This is a genomic window from Cupriavidus sp. SHE, assembly GCF_000812445.1.
Lineage (GTDB): Bacteria > Pseudomonadota > Gammaproteobacteria > Burkholderiales > Burkholderiaceae > Cupriavidus > Cupriavidus metallidurans.
Genome location: NZ_JWMB01000034.1, coordinates 1 through 19,984, shown reverse-complemented (window position 1 = coordinate 19,984; position 19,984 = coordinate 1). Strand labels below are relative to the sequence as shown.

The following is a 19,984-nucleotide window of genomic DNA, read 5'->3' as shown; positions in this document are numbered from 1 at the left end:
CGTTATCGGGTCTTGTCAGGCCGCCATGGCTTCGCCGTAGCGTTCCAGGTGGAGGTCGGTATCGCCCAGCAGGACGTCTACCATGGTCAGCGCCTTGAAATAGTCGCCAACCTCCAGTTCATCGGTCATACCCATGCCGCCGTGCAACTGCACCGCCTGCTGGCCGGCGAAGCGCGCGGCCTTTGCCGTGACGACCTTCGCGGCGGACACCTTGCGGCGGCGCTCGGCCGCGTCGGTGGCATCGAGGCCCTGCGCGGCCACGTAGGCCATCGACAGCGCCAGTTCCTTCTGCAGCAGCATGTCGGCCACGCGGTGCTGAAGGGCCTGGAAAGATGCCAGCGGCTTGCCGAACTGCTTGCGGGTGCCAAGGTACTCGGCGGTGATCTCGATCAGCCGTTCGATGGCGCCGGCCGCCGCCGCGCATTGCGCCGCAACGCCGTGATCGAGTCCAAGCTCCAGGGCCTCGAGACCGTTCGTCGTGACCAGCGTGGCGGGCACGTCGGCGAGTTGCAGGTCCGCGCCCGACAGTCGGTCCATGGTCGGATAACCGGTTACCGTCAGCCCCTTCGCGTCGCGGCTCACCAGGAACAGCGCCAGCGCGCCGTCGAGCATCGCCGAAACAATGTACGTATCAGCCACCGCGCCATGCCAGACCACCGACTTCCGGCCATTGAGCACATAGCCGTCGGCACCGGCCTTGCGGGCCGTCGTCCTGGCGACTTCGGGGCGATAACGCGAGTCCGGCTCCAGATAGGCCAGCGTGAAGATCTTGTCGCCACTCGCGATGGCGGGCAGCCACTCGGCCTGCAGGGCGGCAGGCGCGTGATGCGCGAGGATCGCCGTGGCGATGACACCGCTCGGGATCACAGGCTCCTGCACGAGCGCGCGGCCCAGTTCACGCTGCACGACAACCTGGCTGGCCGGGCCGTGGCCAAAGCCACCGTGGTCAGCCGGCACGGCCAGCCCGAGCACGCCCATCTCCGCCAGCGACGACCAGATGCCCCGGTCGAAGCTGCCGTGTTCGCGCGCGTTGCGGCGGCGCTTCTCGAAGGTGTACTCGGATTCGACAAAGCGGCGCAGGCTGTCGGCGAGCATCCGCTGTTCTTCGCTATACGTGAAATCCATGCTTGTCGTCCTTTCGCCTAGAAACCGATGATCATCTTGGAGATGATGTTCTTCTGAACCTCGGTCGAGCCACCGTAGATCGTGGTCTTGCGCATGTCGTAGTAGGTCGAGGCAGCCGGTGCCGCCCATTCCGCGCCACTAACGGGCTGAGGCGCGCCCAGCTCCATCCAGTCCGTCGAGTAAGGCCAGCCGTTCGGGCCCGCCACCTCCATCTGGAGCATGGCGATGTCCTGCTGCAGCTCCGAGCCACGGATCTTGACGATCGACGCTTCCGGACCGGGGGTGCCCGCGGCCTGCGTGGCCACGCGCAACAGCAGCATTTCCAGCGCCATCAGATCCATCTCGAGACGGGCGATCTTGTCGCGCATACGGACGTCGTCGATCAGGCGGCCACCGCGCCCATCGGTGGTCTCGGTGGCGTACTTCCGGAGCAGGCGCAGTTCGCGGTAGCAGTGCCCGATGCCGGCGATGCCGGTACGCTCGTGGCCAAGCAGGTACTTGGCGTAGGTCCAGCCCTTGTTCTCCTCGCCGAGCAGGTTCTCGACTGGTACCTCGACCTCCTCGAACCAGGTCTCGTTCACGTCGTGGCCGCCGTCGAGCGTCTTGATCGGTCGCACGGTCACACCGGGCGATTTCATGTCGATCAGCAGCATCGAGATGCCTTCCTGGGCCTTGGCTTCCGGGTCGGTACGCACCAGGCAGAAGATCCAGTCGGCGAAATGCGCCATCGTCGTCCAGGTCTTCTGGCCATTGACGATGTACTTGTCGCCACGGCGCACGGCGCTGGTCCGGAGCGAGGCGAGATCCGAACCGGAACCGGGTTCGGAATAACCCTGACACCAGAACTCTTCCACGGTCGGGATGCGTGGCAGGAAACGTTCCTTGTGCGCGGCGCTGGCGTACTTCATCAGCACCGGGCCAATCATCGTGAGACCGAACGGCAACATGCGCGGGGCGCCAGCCCGCAGCGTCTCGATCTCGAAAATCAGGCGCTGCAGCGCGTTCCAGCCCGTGCCGCCCCATTCCTTCGGCCAGGTGGGGGCGCCCCAACCATGCGCATGAAGGATGCGGTGCCACCGCACGTAGTCGTCCTTCTCCACACGCCTGTGGCCCAGTACCTTGTCGCGAATATCGGTCGGCAAGTTGGCCTGGACAAAGGCGCGGACTTCCTCTCGGAAGGCTTCTTCTTCCTTGGTGAAACGCAGGTCCATGAATCTGTCTCCGGTCTGATTAACAGATTCTATGGGCGCCCGGGCCGGGCTGGTTCAAGTTTGCCGAATCCTGCCTTTGACAACGCGAAATGCACACCAGCCGACCGTTTCAGCGCCTTGAAGCCGCCCCTTGCCATTTACGAATGGCGCCGGCCAGGCTTTGCAGCGATGCTGGCCGGACTTTTCCCCCGCAACACAAAGGACGGCAATTCCCGTGACCACCCGGATTCATCACTTGCTAGACCGCTGGCTGACCGAGTCGCCCGATCAACCGTTCATCCATCTGCCGGACGGCCGCAGCCTGACCTTCGCCGATCTGGGCGCGTTGACCACCACGGCCGAAGCGGAACTGCTGGCGCTAGGCGTCCTGCCGGGTGACCGCGTCCTGGTCGTGGCGGAAAACTGCCCCGAACACGCCGCGCTGATTCTCGCCTGCAGCCGTGTGGGGGCGTGGTCCTGCGGCGTCAACGCGCGGATGGCGCCGGCCGAGATCGACGCCTTCGCCGCCAAGGCAGATGCCCGGGTGATTTACTTCACCGCGGCGGCGTCACGTGCCGCATCCGCCCATGCACGCCGGTTCGACGCCGTGCCTTCCGCGCTGAACGGCATGGAGCACAGCCACGTCCGCGCCGACGCCGTTCCGGAAGGACAGCCGCTGCAGGACCAGGTGGCCGCGCTGATCTTTACCTCCGGCACCACCGGCGAGCCCAAGGGCGTGATGCTCACGCACGATGCCCTGATTCACTTTGCCCGCGTGACGTGCGAGGCCCGCGCGCTGAGCCCGGTGGACCGCAGCTATGCGTTTGTGCCGATGACCCACATTTTCGGGCTCGGCACCGTCCTGCTCAGTTCGCTGCTGGCCGGCGCGCAACTGGTCATGCGCCCGCACTTCGATCCGACCGACCTGCTGGATGCGCTGGCGCACTGCGGTGTATCGCAACTGCAGGGGCCGCCGACGCTGTATTCGCGTCTGCTGGCGCACCTGCAACATGAGGGCATCACGACACCCACGGCGCCCGCGCTGCGCTACCTCTACACCGGTGCCGGTCCGCTGGATCTGTCGCTCAAGCAGCGTGTGGAGGCCACCTTTGGCCTGACGTTGCACCACGGCTACGGGCTGTCCGAGTACGCAGGCTCGGTACACGTGACGCGGCTTGGCGACCGGCGTGCCGATACCAGCGCGGGATATGCCGTGGCCGAGGCCGAAGTGCAGGTCACCGACCCCGTCACCGGCACACCGTTACCCCTGGGTGAACGCGGCGAGCTGTGGCTGCGCGGCCGGGGCCTGATGCCCGGCTATTTCCGCGATCCGGATGCCACCGCGAAAGCCATGCGCGAAGGCGGCTGGTACGCGAGCGGCGACCTTGGCGAAATGCACGCGGACGGCGCGCTGTTCGTGGTGGGCCGCCTGAAGGAAATGATCATCCGCTCCGGCTTCAACGTCTATCCGGCTGAGGTGGAGACCGCGCTCAACACGCACCCCAGCATCCAGCGCTCGGCTGTGGTCGGCTGCCGCGAAAGCGATGGCAACGAGGAGATCATCGCCTTCGTGGAACTGCGCCCCGGTGCCACGCTCGACGTTGCCGCGCTGCAGAACCACCTGCGTGAACGTCTGGCCCCGTACAAGCGCCCCGCACGCATCGTGGCGCTGCCAGAGCTGCCAACGAATAACAACGGCAAGATCCTCAAGCGCGAGCTGCAGGAACAGGCCGCATCACTGCTGTCATAGGAGACTCCACATGCAATCCCCCCGTTCCTTCGCCATGCGCAGGCGGCTTCTGGCCGCCGGCCTGCTCGGCGCCGTCGCGCATCCGCTTTCCGCGCTCGCGGCCGATACCTGGCCGTCCAAGCCCGTGCGAATGATCGTGCCGTTTCCGCCTGGCGGTCCGGTGGACACCACGGCGCGCATCTTCGGCCAGAAGCTCGGCGAGATGTGGAAGGTCCCGGTCGTCATCGACAACCGTCCCGGCGCGGGTGGCGTGATCGGGGCGACCGTCGCGGCGAAGGAACCTGCCGACGGCTACAGCCTGTTCGTGGGCGCCATCCATCACTCGGTCAATCCGTCGCTGATGGGCAAGCTGCCCTACGACATCGAGAAGGATTTCGCGCCGGTCAGCTTCGCGACGATGTATCCGATCTTCGTGGTGGTGCATCCGTCCGTGCCCGCCAACAACATCAAGGAATTCATCGCGTACGCAAAGAAGAGCGACAAGCCGCTCGCGTTCGGCTCTTCGGGCAATGGGGGCGGTACCCATCTGGCAGGCGAACTGTTCAACATGGAAGCCGGCACAAAGCTCCAGCACATCCCATACAAGGGCAGCGCCCCGGCCATGAGCGACCTGCTCGGCGGACAGGTGCAGGTCATGTTCAGCGACGCCCCGACTGCCCTGCCGCACATCAAGACGGGCCGTATCAAGGTGCTCGGTGTGGCCAGCCGCCAGCGCTCGGCGATCTTGCCCGACGTGCCGACCGTTGCGGAATCCGGCCTGCCCGGCTACGAGGCCTACTCATGGTCTGCGCTGTTCGCACCGGCCCACACGCCGCAGCCGATCCTCAACAAGCTCAACGCCGATTTCAACGTCGCCATGAATGACCCGGCGGTGCGTCAGCGCATGGTGCAGGCCGGCGCGGATGCCGACCCGGGCACGCAGGAACAGATGCGCCAGCGACTGCATAGCGAAATCGAGAAATGGAAAAAGGTCATCCAGACAGCCGGCATTACGGCTGGGTGACGGATGACCCGGAGGGCGATGTAAAACCGGGGGCGATGCCCCCGGCAGCCATCAGTCCCGAGGCGCCGCAGGCCAGCGGAACAGCGGCGGCTCCTTTTCCTTGAAGCGGCGCACAGCTTCGCGGTGGTAACTGGTGGTGAAGGCGATGCCCTGCCCCAGCGACTCCATTTCCAGCATTGCACGCACATCGCTACCGAGCGACTGGTTCAATGCGCGTTTGGCCATGGCGAATGCAGTCGGCGAAGCGCCGGCCAGACCACGAGCCAGTTCGTCGGCGCGGGCATGGAGCTTGTCTTCCGGCACGATCTCGAACACGGCGCCGATCTGGCGCGCTTCCTCCGCGCCGATTTCGCGCGCGCTGAACACCAGTTCCCGCGCTTTCGCCATGCCTACCACTCGCGGCAGCGTGTATAGCGCGCCGCAATCGGGCACCAGGCCAACTTTCATGAACGGCATGCAGAAGCGCGCGCGCGGCGACGCCACGATGAAATCGGCAAGCAGCGCAATGCTGAAGCCGGCCCCATAGGCCACCCCATCGACCGCCGCAACCACGGGACGATCCAGATCCAGCAGCATGGCGATCCATCCATGCATATCGTCCATGCGCGCGCGGCCCGCATCCGCCTCCGTCACGTTCATCGCGCGGATGTCGCCACCGGAGCAGAAGTCCTCGCCGGCGCCGCGCAACACTACGGCGCGCACCGAGCGGTCGGCGCGAATCCGCTGTACTGCGTCGCATAGCCCATCGCGCATGGAACCGTTCAGGGCGTTCTTCTGCTTCGGACGGTTGAGCGTCAGCGTTGCCACGCCATCCGAAATTTCTACCAGCAAGCCGTCTTCTTCTGTCATGCCTGTCTCCATTTTTCGTCTACCACGATCAGCTTGGCCGATCCTTGGCCATCCCGCCATTTGCATGTGTTGAATCCTGCGTTCGCCTGCGCGGAAGTCCCCCCCGTAGTTGCGCGAATAGATCGAATGGGCCCGTTGGGGGGATAATCGCTGACTATTCTGGAGACAACGTCATGCGCTTCGACCTGGTCGATCTGAATCTCTTCACGCATATCGCTGAGGCCAGCAGCCTGACCCGCGGTGCAGAACGTTGCCACCTATCCCTGCCGGCTGCCAGCACCCGCATCAAGAACCTGGAAGAGCAGGTTGGCGTCAAACTGCTGAGCCGCAGCAGCCTCGGCGTCAAGGTGACGCCGGCGGGCGCGACGCTGCTTGCGCACGCGCGGCGCGTGCTGCGCCAGATCGAGCAGTTGAGCGGCGACCTGCAGGAGTATTCGTCCGGTATCAAGGGGCATGTACGCGTGTTCGCCAACACCACCGCAATGAGCGAGTTCCTGCCCGGGGTGCTGCGTACGTACCTCGTCAATCACCCCGACGTGACGGTCGACATCCGGGAGCGCCTCAGTCCGGATATCGTCAGGGCCGTGCAGGAAGGCATGGTCGATATCGGCATCGCCGCCAGCGGCGTCAACATGGATGGCCTGGAAGTGATGCCCTATCGGCTCGACAGGCTCGTGCTGGCGACTGCACTCAGCCATCCGTTTGCCCAGAAGAAGCGGGTGCGCTTTGTCGAAACGCTCGATCAGGATTTCATCGGCCTGCCCGAAGAAAGCGCCATCCACAACTTCCTGAAGCGTGCCGCATCGGACCTGCAGCGCAACCTGCGCTGGCGCATCCAGGTCAGCAACTTCGAGACCGCCGCGCGCATGATCGAGGCAAACGTGGGGATCGGCGTGCTGCCGGAGAGCACCGCGCGCCGGCTTGCCCAGACCATGGCGCTGAAGATCGTACCGATCGAGGATGAGTGGGCCGAGCGCAAGTTGCAGATCTGCGTGGCGGACCTGGACGCGCTACCCGTGTTCGCGCGCAAGCTGGTGGAACTGCTGGTCGAGGACGGCATCGGCAACCCGGTCTGACGATTGCCGACGCCCCGAGCCGCTCATACCGCGGCTAGACCCCGGCTAGACCAGTTCCGCAATCATTCCCCGCAGCCGGTGCTTGTGCAGCTTGCCGCTGGCCGTCGTCGGCACCGCCGACACGCGCACGATGCGCGCCGGGCGCTTGTACGGCGAGAGCCTTTCGGCAAGGTAGGCGTGAAGATCCCTCTCGTCGAACGTCTCGCCTTCGCGAATCTCGACGAACGCGATGATCTCCTCGTCGCCGTCTTCCGCCGGATTGCCGACCACGGCAGACAAGCGGACCGACGGATGCGAGTTGATGACCGACTCCACCTCGATCGGATAAACGCTGAAGCCCGAACGGATGATCAGATCGCGCGTTCTGCCCACGATGAACAACGCACCATCCTGATCGATGCGTCCGATGTCGCCCGTATTGAGCCAGCCATCGGGGCGCAATGCTTCCGCCGTCTGTTCGGGTGCGCGATAGTAGCCACGCATGACACCGGGGCCTCTCACCCACAACTCTCCGGGGCTGCCCTCGGGCACTGGTTCGCCACCCGGCCCCACCACGCGCAACTCCGCGCCTTCCACGATCTCCCCGGCAGAGCTGTCGCTGCGCGGCCGGTCCGTGCGCGTGATGAACAGCGAGCCTGCGTACTCGGTCATGCCATAACCGTGATGCAGCGGCTGACCGAACATCGCCTCGACGTTGCGCTTGAGCGCGAGATCGAGCGGGCCACCGCCGGTATAGAGATAACGCAGACGCTTCGGATGCAGCGTGGTAACGCCGGTCTTGCCCAGGTAAGCCAGGATGCGACTGAACATCGCCGGCACACCCTGCAGGATCGAGATATCGTCGCGTTGCAGCGCCGCGCAGGCATCGGCCACGTTGAAGCGTGCAACCAGATACAGGCTGCCACCGGCCTGGAACGTGGCGAGCAGCAACGTCGCCAGCCCGAAGATGTGCGACATCGGCATGATCGCGAACGCGCAGTCTTCCGGCCCCATCCGGCGGATCTCCGCCGTCACGCGGGCGTAGTGCAGCAACCCGCGATGCGTAACCATCACGCCCTTGGGTTGGCCGGTAGTGCCTGACGTGTAGATCAGCGCGGCCACGTCGCGCGCCAGCTCAGCAGGCTCGCGCTCGCTGCCGGCATCCACGTCGGCGGCCATCAGCGGACCTAGGCCCGGTGGCGAGATTTCGCGGGCGCGATAGCGCAAGCCATGCCGCAAGGCATCGGGGGATGCGGCATGCGTGAAGAGCATCAGCCGCGGTGTGCAATGCGCGCGGATCTCCTCGATCTCACGCGCAGTCAGCCTGGCATTCGTCACAACCGGCCACGCACCAAGCTCCGACAAGGCGAAGATCAGCGTGATCATGGCCAGGCTGTTCTCCGCGACGATCAGCACACGATCGCCGGTGCTGACACCCTGCGCTTCGAGATAACGCTGGGCCAGTTCGACGCCTTCCCAGAGTTGCGCATAGCTGACGACACGGTCGCCCTCGCGCACCGCCACATTGTGCGGGGTACGGGTCGCCCAATGGCGGGGGATATCGCTGATCCGATGCGCGATCGGTCGCTCCTGCGGCATCTGGCTCAAATCCTCATGGAGAGTGGAACACGGCCCGACCGGGCCCGATCAGGGCGCGGTCGGGTCACACGTCGAAGTCTAGGGTCAGCAAGGTGCCAGCGCAATTCGCCGTTCGAAAAGCAGTACTTCGCCCGCGCGAAACCGCCGGGTGATCCGGCTTGCCCGACCTCCATTCTTCGACCGCTTATGCCTCGCTTATACCTTTTACTCGACCTCGATATTCGCCGTCTTGACCACGTTACCCCAGAGCGCGAGCTCCTTCTTGATACGCCCTTGCAGCGCGGCCGGGCCGGACACGTTCAGGTCATAGCCACCGTCGACCATCCGCTCCCGGTAGGCCGCATCCTGCCCCACGGTCTGCTGCGCTTTCACGAGCCGATCCGTCACATCGGCAGGCAGTCCCGGGGGACCAACCAGCGCGTACCAGCCCGTCAGGTCGTACTGCTTGAGGCCGGATTCGACCAGTGTCGGCACATTGGGCAGCGCGGGGTTGCGCGTTTTCGACGTCACGGCCAGCGCACGTACCTTGCCGCCCCGGATATGGCCGATGGCCGTCCCGGTGATATCGAACATGAAGGTCACCTTGCCGCTGATGACGTCGGCCATAGCCGGCGCATTGCCCTTGTATGGCACGTGCAGCATCTTCACTCCTGTCATCTGCGCAAGCAGTTCCGCCGACAGATGGTTCGACGCACCCACGCCCGCCGAACCAAAGCTCACTTCGCCGGGATGCTTGCGTGCGTACGTGACCAGCTCGTCCACGTTCTTGGCCGGGAAATCCTTGTTGATCAGCAGCACGTTGGTGTAGTCGGTGATCAGGCCGACATAGCTGAAATCCTGTGCCGGCTTGAAGCTGACGGACTTCTGGATCAGCGGCGTCATTGTCATCGTGGGGCTGGCCACGAAATAGAGCGTGTAGCCGTCAGGCTTGGCGCTGACCGTCATGCCAGCCGCGATGGCGCCGCTGGCACCCGCGCGGTTATCGACGATTACCGGTTGCTTGAGCACACGCCCGAGGTAGTCCGCGTAGATGCGCGCGGCGGTATCGACGGGCCCGCCCGGCGCATACCCAACCAGCAATCTGATGGGACGGGATGGGTAGGCATCGGCGAGTGCCGAGCCGTTCGCAAGCACAAGCATTACCGCGGCAAGAAAAATTCGTAGCATTGTCTCCACCTGTTTTCTGCATCAGGACTTCCATTGCTCACCGGCTTTATCGCGAGTTTGTCGTGCGGTGAGTTGGGGGAGACTTTGCGGCAGACCCGCTGGGCCGGCAATTTGCATTTGTTGAAGGTGGGCTTTGAGGATGCGATAGCGGGCCGGCGCCCGTGGCCGCCACCGATAGTGCGGAGCCCTTCCAAGGGATAACCCCGACATGCGCGAGTGTTTGGAGGAAACCACCTAAGGTTTTGATTGTGCTCGCAAAGTCAGGTGTCTTTACTGTTTCAAACAAATGATTCCACCACCGAGGAGACTAGATGGAACACGGCAATCGTCGTGGGCCCGGCCGAGCTTGCGCGCATCAGGACACCGTCACGCTGGAGGCAGGGACACGCAGGTCCACAAGCGCCATCGCAGGGACTGCGGCGGGAACTGCGGCGGCCATCGCCGCAGCCATCGCCATGGCCTGGCCAGCCAGCGCCACGGCCAGCAGCGACTATGCAAAGACACGCTATCCGATCGTGCTGGTGCATGGTCTGACCGGCGCGGCAAAAATTGGCGGCGTGATCGACTACTGGTACGGCATTCCCGAGGTGCTGCGAGCCAATGGCGCCACGGTCTACGTGTCCACGGTGCCGTCATTCAACAGCGATGAAGAACGCGCGCTGGCGCTGCAGGCCTATGTACGCGCGGTCAAGCTGGAGACCGGCGCCGACAAGGTCAATCTGATCGGACACAGCCAGGGCGGGCCCACCTCGCGGATGCTGGCTGCCATGTCGCCGCAGGATGTGGCATCGGTGACGACTATCGGTAGCCCGCACCGCGGCAGCCAACTCGCCGACGTCGTGCTGGACGTCATCAACGGCATCAGCAGCATTCCACTTGCGGGGCCGGCACTGGTCAACGTGATTCAGGGCGTAACGAATCTTCTGGGCTGGTTCAACGGCATTGTCAATGGACAGGCACTGAACCAGGATGCGATTGCCTCGGTACGCATCCTGACCAGCCAGGGCGCCACCGAGCAGAACGCGCGGCTCAACGCTACCCTGGCGCCTGGTTCGCAATCCGCGCTAGGCCCGGATTGCGACACCCCGGGAGCAGTCGCCGAGCAACGGCAGGGGCGCGATGCCAGCGGAAAGCTCGTCACCTACACCCAGGCCGCTTACTCCTGGACCGGCCGGGGCGGCCCGATCAACCTGCTGCGCTCGAACCTGCTTGACCCATCCACGGCAGCCATGGCGGCCGCTGCCGGTGTCATGGGCATGAAGGGCGCCGGCCCCAACGACGGGATGGTGTCGGTGTGCAGCGCCAAGTGGGGACGCGTGCTTTCCACCGACTACTACTGGAACCATCTCGACGAGATCAATCAGATGCTCGGTATGTATCAGGACGTCGACCCACGCACGGTAATCCTGAATCACGCCAACCGCTTGCGCAATGATCAGCTCTGAGCGAAGGCCAGGGGTCACCCTGGTCCTGGTAGTAGCCGGGCTCGTGGGTGCCGCCGTCTATTGGGCAACGGCACCCACGGAACCGACGCAAGGTCCACTGCAGGCACGGTCCCGCACGGACGCAAGGCCGGAGCTATCGGCATCACCAGCTGAGAGCATGCGCGCACGCAACATCACCGAGATGCCGTCGTTGGCGGGTGTCGATATTCCACCCGGCCCGGAAGCCGACGCGCAAGGCAATCTGCGCCTGACGCGCGCGCTGCGCACCTACTTCGACTTCTTTCTGAGCGCCAGCCATGACGTGGGCGACGCCGCGGCATTGGACCGGTTGGTGCGCGACGACATCCGCAAACATGTGTCGCAGCCGGCCGAGGACCAGGCGTGGCAACTGTGGCAACGCTACCGGGCATACCTGTCCGAGATGCAGCCCAAAGCCTCCGATGGACCGATGACCAGTGTGATCGGCGTGCCAGAGACCAGTCAGGTGCAACGCCTGCGCGCATTGATAGCCGACCGCAATGCCGCGCGAACGCGCCACTTGCCAGACGTCGTGGCCATCTGGTTCGACGACGAGCAAGCCTACGACGACGCCATGCTCGCGCGCCTGGAGATAGTTACCCAGCCTGGACTCGACGACGCCGAACGACAGCGCCGCCTGTCCGCACTGAACGCCACACTGCCCGAATCCGTGCGTGCCGCGCGCGAAGCCGAAGCAAAGCCGCAGGCGATCAGCAAGACGATTGCCAATATGCAGACGGCAGGACGTAGCCCTCAGGATATCGGTGCATCCCTGGCTCAGGCATACGGTCCCGAGGTCGCCCAGCGCTATCAGCAGCAGGCCCAGGCCGAGCAGGCCTGGCAGCAGCGCTACGACGATTACGCAGCCCAGCGCTCGCAGATCGTGTCGTTCGCCGGTTTGTCGGAACAGGACCGCGCGCAGCAGCTTGAAACGCTGCGGCGGCAAACATTCACCAATCCAAGTGAAGCGTTGCAGGCCGAGGTGATGGACAAGGCCATGGGAGAGCAACGGGCAGCGCAGTGAGAGCGGTGCTGTCTGCTGCAAGGTGCCTTCTCATGACTGCCGGTTTCGGCTCGGCGAATCGTGATCTCTCGGAGACGTGCGCCCGCCCCTCGCAGGCGTACCCTCCCGCCCTTCACATGGAATCCACTAAGATACTGGCTTCCTGACTCACGCCCTGCTCGCCTTCTGCGCCCGGCACGCCTCACATCCCATGGCAACACGACGTACCGACGAAGCCTTCCTCGAGGAATTGACGCACCTGCTGATCACCACGGGTGTCTCGTCGCTGACCATCGGCGAGATGGCTCAGCGCATGCGATGCTCGCGCCGGCGCTTGTACGAGATCGCTGAAACCAAGGAGGAGCTGTTTGTTCACGTCTGCCGCAATGTGCTGGAAGCCAATCTGGAAAAAGGCTACGCGGCAGCCAAGCGCGCTCCCGACGCAGCGCGCGCCATCTCGGCCTATATGCATGCCACGCTGAATGCCACGGGGCTGAGCAAGGCAGCCCTTACCGACCTGGACGCCATCGAGACCGGCCGCAAGGTGTTCGATGACTACCAGCTCGCGCGCGTGCGCGGACTGGAAAGCATGATCGAGGAAGGTGTGAGACAGGGGCTGATGGCCCCGCACAATCCGCGCTTGGTTTCCGAAGCCATCCTGGGCGCGGCACACCGTCTGCGCAACCAGCAGTTCCTGCAGCAGACCGGCATGAAGATCGGCGATGCCTTCAGCGAATTCTACGAACTCATTCTGAACGGCCTGTTGGTCAGGCCGTCGGCGCCCACCCCACGGGCAAAGCCGCCCCGCGGCTGAACGAATACCCCCGTTCGCCCCACGCAGGGAAGGCGCCGAGTCGACGCTCGCCGCCTACTGCGGCGGTATGTTGGCGGCTTGGATGACGCGGCCCCATTTCTCGTATTCCTCCTGCACGAAGCGGCTGCTCTGTTCGGGGCTCTCCACAATGGGGATCAGCGCTGCGGCATCCAGGGTCTTGCGCAGATCGGGGTTCTTCTGTGCCTGATTGATGACTTGGTTCAGGCGCGCGATGGTAGGCGCCGGCGTGCCCTTTGGTACGAATGCCGCCATCCAGCCCACGACTTCAAACCCTGGCACGCCAGACTCCGCCACGGTCGGCACATCGGGAAGCTGCGGCGCGCGCTTGGCGGTAGTAACGGCGAGCGCCCTCACCTTGCCGGACTGGATCTGAGTGACCGCTGCGCCAATGTTGGCGAACAGGAAATCGACGTGCCCACCCATGAGCGCGCTCATGGCTTCGGACGGACCGCCATATGGCACATGCGTATAGTCGAGGCCCTTCACGTCCTGCTTGAGCAATTCTGCCGCCAGGTGAGCGGAACTGCCAACGCTGCCAGAAGCGTAGTTGACGCGGCCAGGGCGAGCCTTCACGTACGCCAGGAACTCGGCGAAGGTCTTCGCCGGGAACGAATTGCTCACTAGCAGCACATTGCCATTCAGGCCGAAAATCGCGACGGTCTGGAAATCCTTGAGCGGGTCATACGGCGTGGCGGCGATCAGGCGCGGGCTGATGGCATGGGTGACGTTGGTACCCAGCAGCATCGTGTAGCCGTCAGGCGCGGCATGGGCAACGAAGTTGGCGCCGATGGTGGCCCCCGCGCCTGCCTTGTTCTCGGTAACGAGCGGCTGCTTGAGGGCATCGCCCATGTACTTGGCGAAAGTACGCGCGGTCAGGTCAGTCACGCCACCGGGCGCGAACGGCACGATAAAGCGGATCGGCTTGGAGGGATAGCTGTCCTGCGCGTGCACGGTAGTGCCGGCAAAGGCAAGCATCAGGGCGCACGCGCCCAGCAGTTTGCAGGTCAAACGCATGGTTGTCTCCTTTTCTTTTTTGGATGGCTTTGCGTGACACCTTCATGGCCGGTGTCGCTGCGACTTCAGGCTACTTGTCGGTCTTTGCCGTTCCAGTAGCTGCCGCGGATGGCCTTTCGGTCGATCTTGCCAAGCGCCGTCATCGGCAACTGCTCCGCGAAGATCACCTTCTTGGGCGCATTGACCACGCCTTTCCTGCTCTTGACGAACTCGATAAGCTCGTTCGCATCTGGTGCCTGCCCTGGCTTCGGCACCACAATGGCCGTGACGGATTCGCCCCACTTCTCGTCGGGCACACCGAACACCGCGGACATGGCGATGGCCGGGTGTTGTGCCAGGCAATGTTCAACCTCGCTCGGATAAACATTGAACCCGCCTGTGATGATCATGTCCTTGGCACGATCTACGATGTAGAGATAGCCCGCCGCATCGCGGCGCGCCATGTCGCCCGTATGCAGCCAGTCGCCAGCGAATACTTTCTCGTTCTCTTCGGGCCGGTTGAGATACCCGTCCATCACCAGCGGACCGCGCACGCACAACTCGCCGACTTCGCCGACCGGCACTTCGCGCCTCGCACCGTCTAACAACTTGACCTGATTGCCGACCATGACCTTGCCGCACGAGCTCAGCAGGTGCGAGCGAGACAAATCATGGTCGCGCTTGGACAGATAGCTGATGGTCATCGGCGCCTCGGCCTGACCGTAGACCTGGCCGAATACCGGGCCAATTCTGTTCAGTGCTTCCTGCAGCCGAGACGGCGCAATCGGCGAGGCGCCATACAGCACCAGCTCCAGGCTGGACAAGTCCGCCTCCGCAAGGCCAGCGTGATCCAGCAATGCGTAGATCTGCGTTGGCACCAGGAAGGTCAGATTGATGCGATGCGTTGCTACCCGCGTCACAAAGTCAGACGGGCTGAACTTGTCGCACAGGTACACGGTACCGCCGCGCAAAAGCGTCGGCAGGATCAGACTGCCCGAAGCATGTGAAATCGGCGTGGTCACCAGATAGCGGATCTGCTGTGGCCATTCATACGTCGCCAGCATGGCCTGCAGCATCGTCACCACCGTGCGGTGCGCATGGAGGATGCCCTTGGAGCGGCCCGTGGTACCGCCGGTATAGGAGATCTTGCTGATCTCGGCGGCGTCGTCGCCCGGTTCCAGTTCCGCGTCGTCCATGGCCGCCGCCTGACTGGCGAGACCCGCACCGAGCACGCCGTCGTCCAGCGGCATCATCAGCACGTTTGCGACACGCGCCAGCAGGACCTGCGCGCGCTGCGAAACGCGCATCGTCGATCACCAGCGCTTTCACACCGGCGTCGGCGAGCACAAATGCGTGGTCCTCTTCCGACGCCATCGGATGCAATGAAACCGCCTTGAGTCCTGCAAGCTGCGCCGCGATGATCGCCACGACTGCCTCGACTCGATTGCCCACCAGAAAGGCCACGACATCCTGACGTTCAAGGCCGCGTGCATGGAACAACCTGGCCATGCGGTACGAGCGCCGGGCCAACGCTTCATAGGTGAGTGTCACACCGTCCTCGACCAGCGCCAGGGCCTGGGGACAAGCACGAAAAGCAGAGGTGTAGAGCTGCGCGATCGTGGCGCAGCCGTATCGGGCGGATGCCTGGGGGGCCATTCTGTCTCCATTGCCTTGTTTTAGGTCTGAAGGCAATGTAAGTCCCATTTTGGTACCATGTCAATCATATTGGTACCGAAAATTCCGGTTGTATCGCCCCCTGGCTGGCTCGCCTGATGCGGCGTCGGCGAACAAAAAAAGCCGCCCAATTGGGCGGCTCAATGGCTTGACTCCATCGCCAGACTCCGGCCAGTGCCAGAATCGCTGCAACGCAGCGGTCAATGTTGGACAGTCAGTGGAACACTTTCGTGTCGACTAGGTACCAAAACCTGCCCGCTCACCAGACCGACATCGTTGTCCATGAATCAGCCACGCATTCGCAGCAGATCTGCGTAAGAGACCAGCTTGTGCTTCTCCTGGGCAAGTGTCTTTGGCTTTGACTCCGGGCGGGTTTTTTGGCCGCGCTCGAATTCGACAATAGCGCGTGCGTCCTCCCGCGCGTAGGCTCGCGCGGTCCTGGCTTCCGCTTTCCGGCGCACTGTCTCCTGCCGCGCAGCAATACGTTCCTCTCGGGCAACGTCTTGCGCCGCCGACAGGATTTCGGCTTTTAGCAGATCACGCCTTTGCTTAGCTGCGGCACGGGCCGCTTGCAATTGCTCTTTCCGTTGCCGAATCCAGTCCTTCATGTTGACCGGGGCCGGCCTGGCCTCTGGCGGCACGCTCAGGCGCAAAGCCCTGCTGATGGAAACTCTGTCGGCCCGCAGCGCGCGCTGCGCGTCCTGTTTGGCATCACTCACACTGCCTCACTCTCTTCGACCAGCACAAAAGTGCTCGCCCATGCACCACATGTTGAAGTCTAGGAACTCATCGTAGCGACCTTACCATAGCACTTCATCTCGAACGTCGATGACTATGCTCCAGACATGCCGCACGGCCGACAGCCCCCGGCAACAGCCAGCGCTGAGGAGCGCAAGCGCGAACAGCCAAATAGTGAGAAGCAGACAGGTGCTTGCCGCCGAGTGTAGCCATACGCAATCCAGCGGCCGTCGGAAGGACACAGCGTCGAGCACTCTGGCCGACTGACGACGCTGGGATGCCGCTGCAATTCCGTCCGATTGCGCCTGTCAACAACCGGCAGCACGGGATCGGACGGTATGTGTTCGAGTGCGTCAGAATTTGTGACGAACGCCAACCGACACACCCACCATCGACGAGTTGCCATTGCCAAGCACATAGCTGTTACCGAGCGAGAGGCTATTCGCATAGGCAATCAGCGCAGAGTCAAGCATCAACCCTGCGTTTTTTGCATAGGCTGCCGACAGGTACACATCCGTTCGCTTCGAGAGGCTGTAATCGGCAATCAGGTTCACCTGCCAGGGATTAGCGACGCTCGTGTTACCGAATACATTCCGGACCTTGTCATAGTCGTACTCGAGCGTAAGACTGAGCGCCGGCCCTACCTGATATATGCCACCAACCCAGAAGAAGTCATCTCGCCCGATCGTCGCGCCCGCCGGCGTCTTGTTTTGCCCCCAACGATAGCCACCCATGATGCGCCCCCAAGGCAGGTTGTAGCTCAGCGCCGCCGTCGCCTTCTTGAAACTGCCACTGCTAGCGCTGGTCGTCGTGCCAATGGAGGGATTGAACTGGTCGTACGCGATGGCTGCCCACAGCGCACCGCCGGCGTAGGACAGAGACGCGCCATAAGCACTGTCCCTTCGCGCCTGACCCGGCACTTCGCCATTGCCACCGATCGCCAGGCCTGACTGCACGGTCTGCGGCAAAGCCAGACCAGTGCCAAAGGAATAATGCGCAACGCCGGTGAATTGGCCCGCATTCAAGGTGTACTTGATCGTGTTGTCTTCACGGAAGTTCGCACCGGCAAAGAGCGTGATCGGCTCGTACTGCGTAGCAAAGTACGCCGGCACAAAGTTGACGATGCTGTCGAACAACGAGGTGTATTGGCGCCCCAGACTGATCTGGCCATAGGTCGCGTTCTTTATCCCCACAAAGGCCTGCCGACCGAACAGTCGGCTAGACTGCTGCATCGTGCCGGTGTCGCCGCTGAATCCATTTTCGAGCACAAATACAGCTTGCGTCCCTGCGCCAAGGTCCTCAACGCCGCGGATACCCCAACGGGAACCGGACAAGCCGCCCGAATTCATGCGAACGACGTCACGCCCCGGCCCTGGATTGAAGCCATTGGCCGCTGTGGGCACCGCGCCCACGTGGTTCACGTACTCGATGCTTGCGTCGACCACCCCGTAGAGCGTAACGCTCGACTGGGCCAATGCGGAACCCGAGCACGCGGCCAGGGCAACTGCTGCAAAACGATTCAATTTCACCACTATCTCCTTTGTTGTCGTGATACATCTGGCTTGCAGGCATCGTCAGCCTCGTCATCGGGACGAGCGCGGGCCGCACGCCGGGGGCGTGCATATGCCATAGGAAAGAATCTGGGAAGCTAGGGGGTGCTACCCGCGCGCTATTTCGATTCCGGCGCAGCGGGCACAAGAGGAATCCACAGGAGATCGCGACCAACGATCACCTTCCCCGAAAAGCCTTGGCTGGCCGCTGCCCATCGGTGGGGATCACTGTCGGCGGGGGCCAGATGCGACAGGACGAGGGTCTTGACGTGAGCCGCTTCGGCGACGGCACCGACATCCGATGCGGCGGTATGCGCATGTACAAGGTGGTGCGCCTTGGCTTCCTGTGCCGCGCTCCGGGGCTTCGGGTACAGGGAATCCACCCAGGCGGTGTCGATCACCTCATGCACCAGCACATCGGCGCCTTGCGCCAACCGAATCAGATTCCGGTTCGGGCTGGTATCGCCCGAGAAGACAACAGACCCAGTCGAGGTGTCGAACCGAAACGCGAATGCCGGATAGACGGGGGCATGGTTCACCAGTGTTGCCGTCACCCTGACGTTCTCGTCACGGTAGATCTCGAACGGAGCCATCGTCGGCGCGGGATCGCGATCGGGATCAACGTCAAGGCCTGCAGGCAGCGTGATGTCCATCACGTCGACGCGGCTATGGGGATTCGGCTTGCGGCTATCCAGAATGTTGTCGTTGATGTCCGCGGCGAACGCACGGTACAGCGCTTCGGTCATGGCCACGGTGCCAGGCATCGGCTGCTCGGGCGCCACGACGTCCGCCACCCCGTCGTTGCCGCCGCTCGCGGGTGGGAGTTTTCCGCGTGAGCCGGGCCCGATCACCTTGAGTTTCTGACGCCGTTCTGCCAAGCCGTCCGACGCGCCAAACAGGACTAGCGACGGATAGTCCACGATGTGGTCTGCGTGCAAATGCGTGATGAACGCCGCTCGTAATGTTTCGAGGCCCTGTCCGGGTGGCGGCGCGCCCAAGCCCGCCTGGAAGTAGCGTCGCAGCCAGCCCGCGCCGAAATCGACAAGGTAGACCTGGCCATTGACCACTACCGCGGAGGCGATTCCTGCAGACTGCGAACCTCGCCAGGAAGTCCGGCCGCCGGCCGTTCCCAGCAGTACGAGGCTGGCGCCGGACTGCGTCGCCGAGGTACTGTGCGGCTGTCCGATCGAATCGGCATGAGAAGTTGAAGCCAGGACGGCGAGCGCCGCGCATGCCCCGGCACAAAGCAGGCGGAAGCCATTGACCGGGCCGGCACCTGCCCGGGAAAAAAGTTCACGCATGTGTTCTCCGAAGGAAGGTCAGCACTGGATCGGCATCATTCCGGCTTCACGCCGGCGTCCGAAATTACCTTCTCCCAACGGAGCTTCTCGGTCTCGATGAATCTTGCGCCTTCCGGCCGCGACATCGGCATTGGATACGTGCCCAAGTCCTTGAGCCGATCAACAAACGGCTGCTGCGTCAACGACTGGTTGACGGCAGCGTTGACGCGATCCAGCACTGGCACTGGCGTCCCCTTGGGCGCGAAGATCGTGAACCAGCCCTTGGCGACAAGACCTGGCGCGATGTCCTTGGCCAGCGGAATACCCTCCATGCCCGGCAGGTTCACATCCGAAGTCACGGCAAGCGCCTTCAGGCGACCGCCACGCACCAGGGGCACGAGCGGCGCGATGCCATCGACATAGACCGGGATGTCGCCCTTCACCACGGCCTGGATGGCTTGAGTCGTGCCGCTGAAACTCACCTGCCGGAACTTTGTCCTTTGCAACTGCCCCATCATCTCCGCCGTGAGATGGGGAACGGAGCCACGGGTCGGACTTCCGATTACTACGTCGTCAGGACGTGCCTTGGCGTCCTTGATGACGTCGCCAAGATTTTTGGGGTATTCGGAAAAGGCTGTTGATTCGGTGTTGTAGGTCAGCATCTACATTTCAATTTTGATTTCGTAGATTGCTGTTGACAGCCTGCATTC

17 protein-coding genes and 1 pseudogene are annotated in these 19,984 nt (G+C 63.4%); 6 read left to right on the top strand and 12 right to left on the bottom strand.

Going from position 1 to position 19,984, the window contains the following annotated elements:
- Positions 1–15: 15 nt before the first annotated feature.
- A complete protein-coding gene (locus RN01_RS17350; protein ID WP_017512690.1) occupies positions 16–1,125 on the bottom strand; it encodes an acyl-CoA dehydrogenase family protein in 1,110 nt (369 codons plus the stop codon).
- A 17-nt stretch (positions 1,126–1,142) separates the two neighbouring features.
- On the bottom strand, positions 1,143–2,336 hold the full coding sequence (locus RN01_RS17345) for an acyl-CoA dehydrogenase family protein (protein WP_008651469.1): 1,194 nt from the start codon (positions 2,334–2,336) through the stop codon (positions 1,143–1,145).
- Between the two features lie 214 nt (positions 2,337–2,550).
- Between RN01_RS17345 and RN01_RS17340 the strand changes: the two genes are divergently transcribed.
- Both RN01_RS17340 and RN01_RS17335 read left to right on the top strand, forming a co-directional pair.
- Positions 2,551–4,065 carry a class I adenylate-forming enzyme family protein gene (locus tag RN01_RS17340; protein ID WP_024570440.1) on the top strand — a complete coding sequence of 505 codons (1,515 nt, stop codon included), beginning with the start codon at positions 2,551–2,553 and terminating at the stop codon, positions 4,063–4,065.
- 10 nt (positions 4,066–4,075) lie between these two features.
- A complete protein-coding gene (locus RN01_RS17335; RefSeq protein WP_011518320.1) occupies positions 4,076–5,068 on the top strand; it encodes a tripartite tricarboxylate transporter substrate binding protein in 993 nt (330 codons plus the stop codon).
- A gap of 51 nt (positions 5,069–5,119) precedes the next feature.
- Here RN01_RS17335 and RN01_RS17330 read toward each other — a convergent pair whose 3' ends face one another.
- Positions 5,120–5,917 carry an enoyl-CoA hydratase/isomerase family protein gene (locus RN01_RS17330; protein WP_024570441.1) on the bottom strand — a complete coding sequence of 266 codons (798 nt, stop codon included), beginning with the start codon at positions 5,915–5,917 and terminating at the stop codon, positions 5,120–5,122.
- 173 nt (positions 5,918–6,090) lie between these two features.
- On the opposite strand from RN01_RS17330, the gene RN01_RS17325 reads away from it, so the two are divergent.
- Entirely contained in the window at positions 6,091–6,993 is a 903-nt protein-coding gene (locus tag RN01_RS17325) for a LysR substrate-binding domain-containing protein (protein ID WP_017513681.1), read from the top strand.
- A 45-nt stretch (positions 6,994–7,038) separates the two neighbouring features.
- On the opposite strand, the gene RN01_RS17320 is transcribed toward RN01_RS17325, so the two are convergent.
- Together RN01_RS17320 and RN01_RS17315 are read right to left on the bottom strand one after the other, a co-directional pair.
- Positions 7,039–8,571 (bottom strand): class I adenylate-forming enzyme family protein, encoded by a 1,533-nt coding sequence (locus RN01_RS17320; protein ID WP_017513680.1) that lies wholly within the window; start codon positions 8,569–8,571, stop codon positions 7,039–7,041.
- Between the two features lie 204 nt (positions 8,572–8,775).
- Positions 8,776–9,738 (bottom strand): tripartite tricarboxylate transporter substrate binding protein, encoded by a 963-nt coding sequence (locus RN01_RS17315; RefSeq protein WP_024570442.1) that lies wholly within the window; start codon positions 9,736–9,738, stop codon positions 8,776–8,778.
- Positions 9,739–10,049: 311 nt separating this feature from the next.
- On the opposite strand from RN01_RS17315, the gene RN01_RS17310 reads away from it, so the two are divergent.
- The 3 genes from RN01_RS17310 to RN01_RS17300 all read left to right on the top strand — a co-directional run bounded on the left by RN01_RS17310 (position 10,050) and on the right by RN01_RS17300 (position 13,018).
- Positions 10,050–11,183 carry a triacylglycerol lipase gene (locus RN01_RS17310; RefSeq protein WP_017513678.1) on the top strand — a complete coding sequence of 378 codons (1,134 nt, stop codon included), beginning with the start codon at positions 10,050–10,052 and terminating at the stop codon, positions 11,181–11,183.
- Positions 11,170–12,225: a lipase secretion chaperone gene (locus tag RN01_RS17305; RefSeq protein ID WP_080672876.1), complete on the top strand. Its 1,056-nt coding sequence runs from the start codon at positions 11,170–11,172 to the stop codon at positions 12,223–12,225. Before RN01_RS17310 ends, RN01_RS17305 begins: the two co-directional genes overlap by 14 nt.
- A 190-nt stretch (positions 12,226–12,415) precedes the next feature.
- The gene (locus RN01_RS17300) at positions 12,416–13,018 is read left to right on the top strand and encodes a TetR/AcrR family transcriptional regulator (protein WP_024570443.1); all 603 of its coding nucleotides are present in this window, start codon (positions 12,416–12,418) and stop codon (positions 13,016–13,018) included.
- A gap of 54 nt (positions 13,019–13,072) precedes the next feature.
- Here RN01_RS17300 and RN01_RS17295 read toward each other — a convergent pair whose 3' ends face one another.
- The 7 genes and pseudogenes from RN01_RS17295 to RN01_RS17270 all read right to left on the bottom strand — a co-directional run bounded on the left by RN01_RS17295 (position 13,073) and on the right by RN01_RS17270 (position 19,936).
- Positions 13,073–14,053: a tripartite tricarboxylate transporter substrate binding protein gene (locus RN01_RS17295; RefSeq protein WP_017512660.1), complete on the bottom strand. Its 981-nt coding sequence runs from the start codon at positions 14,051–14,053 to the stop codon at positions 13,073–13,075.
- Between the two features lie 65 nt (positions 14,054–14,118).
- Positions 14,119–15,339 (bottom strand): AMP-binding protein, encoded by a 1,221-nt coding sequence (locus tag RN01_RS34915; protein ID WP_017512661.1) that lies wholly within the window; start codon positions 15,337–15,339, stop codon positions 14,119–14,121.
- Between the two features lie 52 nt (positions 15,340–15,391).
- A pseudogene (locus RN01_RS34910) lies at positions 15,392–15,688 on the bottom strand (AMP-binding protein); the annotation flags it as partial.
- A gap of 305 nt (positions 15,689–15,993) precedes the next feature.
- Positions 15,994–16,425, bottom strand: a complete 432-nt coding sequence (locus RN01_RS17285; RefSeq protein WP_017512662.1) for a hypothetical protein — start codon at positions 16,423–16,425, stop codon at positions 15,994–15,996.
- Positions 16,426–16,797: 372 nt separating this feature from the next.
- On the bottom strand, positions 16,798–17,973 hold the full coding sequence (locus tag RN01_RS17280) for a porin (protein WP_017512663.1): 1,176 nt from the start codon (positions 17,971–17,973) through the stop codon (positions 16,798–16,800).
- Positions 17,974–18,113: 140 nt separating this feature from the next.
- Positions 18,114–19,295, bottom strand: a complete 1,182-nt coding sequence (locus RN01_RS17275; protein ID WP_017512664.1) for an MBL fold metallo-hydrolase — start codon at positions 19,293–19,295, stop codon at positions 18,114–18,116.
- A 35-nt stretch (positions 19,296–19,330) separates the two neighbouring features.
- Positions 19,331–19,936 carry a tripartite tricarboxylate transporter substrate binding protein gene (locus tag RN01_RS17270; protein ID WP_231582278.1) on the bottom strand — a complete coding sequence of 202 codons (606 nt, stop codon included), beginning with the start codon at positions 19,934–19,936 and terminating at the stop codon, positions 19,331–19,333.
- Between the last annotated feature and the right edge of the window lie 48 nt (positions 19,937–19,984).

Bases quoted from the DNA above. Each gene is read 5' to 3' on its own strand.
- RN01_RS17325 (WP_017513681.1), top strand. From the start codon at position 6,091: ATGCGCTTCGACCTGGTCGATCTGAATCTCTTCACGCATATCGCTGAG.
- RN01_RS17320 (WP_017513680.1), bottom strand. From the start codon at position 8,571: ATGCCGCAGGAGCGACCGATCGCGCATCGGATCAGCGATATCCCCCGC.
- RN01_RS34915 (WP_017512661.1), bottom strand. From the start codon at position 15,339: ATGCGCGTTTCGCAGCGCGCGCAGGTCCTGCTGGCGCGTGTCGCAAAC.
- RN01_RS17305 (WP_080672876.1), top strand. From the start codon at position 11,170: ATGATCAGCTCTGAGCGAAGGCCAGGGGTCACCCTGGTCCTGGTAGTA.
- RN01_RS17350 (WP_017512690.1), bottom strand. From the start codon at position 1,125: ATGGATTTCACGTATAGCGAAGAACAGCGGATGCTCGCCGACAGCCTG.
- RN01_RS17335 (WP_011518320.1), top strand. From the start codon at position 4,076: ATGCAATCCCCCCGTTCCTTCGCCATGCGCAGGCGGCTTCTGGCCGCC.
- RN01_RS17315 (WP_024570442.1), bottom strand. From the start codon at position 9,738: ATGCTACGAATTTTTCTTGCCGCGGTAATGCTTGTGCTTGCGAACGGC.
- RN01_RS17310 (WP_017513678.1), top strand. From the start codon at position 10,050: ATGGAACACGGCAATCGTCGTGGGCCCGGCCGAGCTTGCGCGCATCAG.
- RN01_RS17295 (WP_017512660.1), bottom strand. From the start codon at position 14,053: ATGCGTTTGACCTGCAAACTGCTGGGCGCGTGCGCCCTGATGCTTGCC.
- RN01_RS17275 (WP_017512664.1), bottom strand. From the start codon at position 19,295: ATGCGTGAACTTTTTTCCCGGGCAGGTGCCGGCCCGGTCAATGGCTTC.
- RN01_RS17345 (WP_008651469.1), bottom strand. From the start codon at position 2,336: ATGGACCTGCGTTTCACCAAGGAAGAAGAAGCCTTCCGAGAGGAAGTC.
- RN01_RS17300 (WP_024570443.1), top strand. From the start codon at position 12,416: ATGGCAACACGACGTACCGACGAAGCCTTCCTCGAGGAATTGACGCAC.
- RN01_RS17330 (WP_024570441.1), bottom strand. From the start codon at position 5,917: ATGACAGAAGAAGACGGCTTGCTGGTAGAAATTTCGGATGGCGTGGCA.
- RN01_RS17270 (WP_231582278.1), bottom strand. From the start codon at position 19,936: ATGCTGACCTACAACACCGAATCAACAGCCTTTTCCGAATACCCCAAA.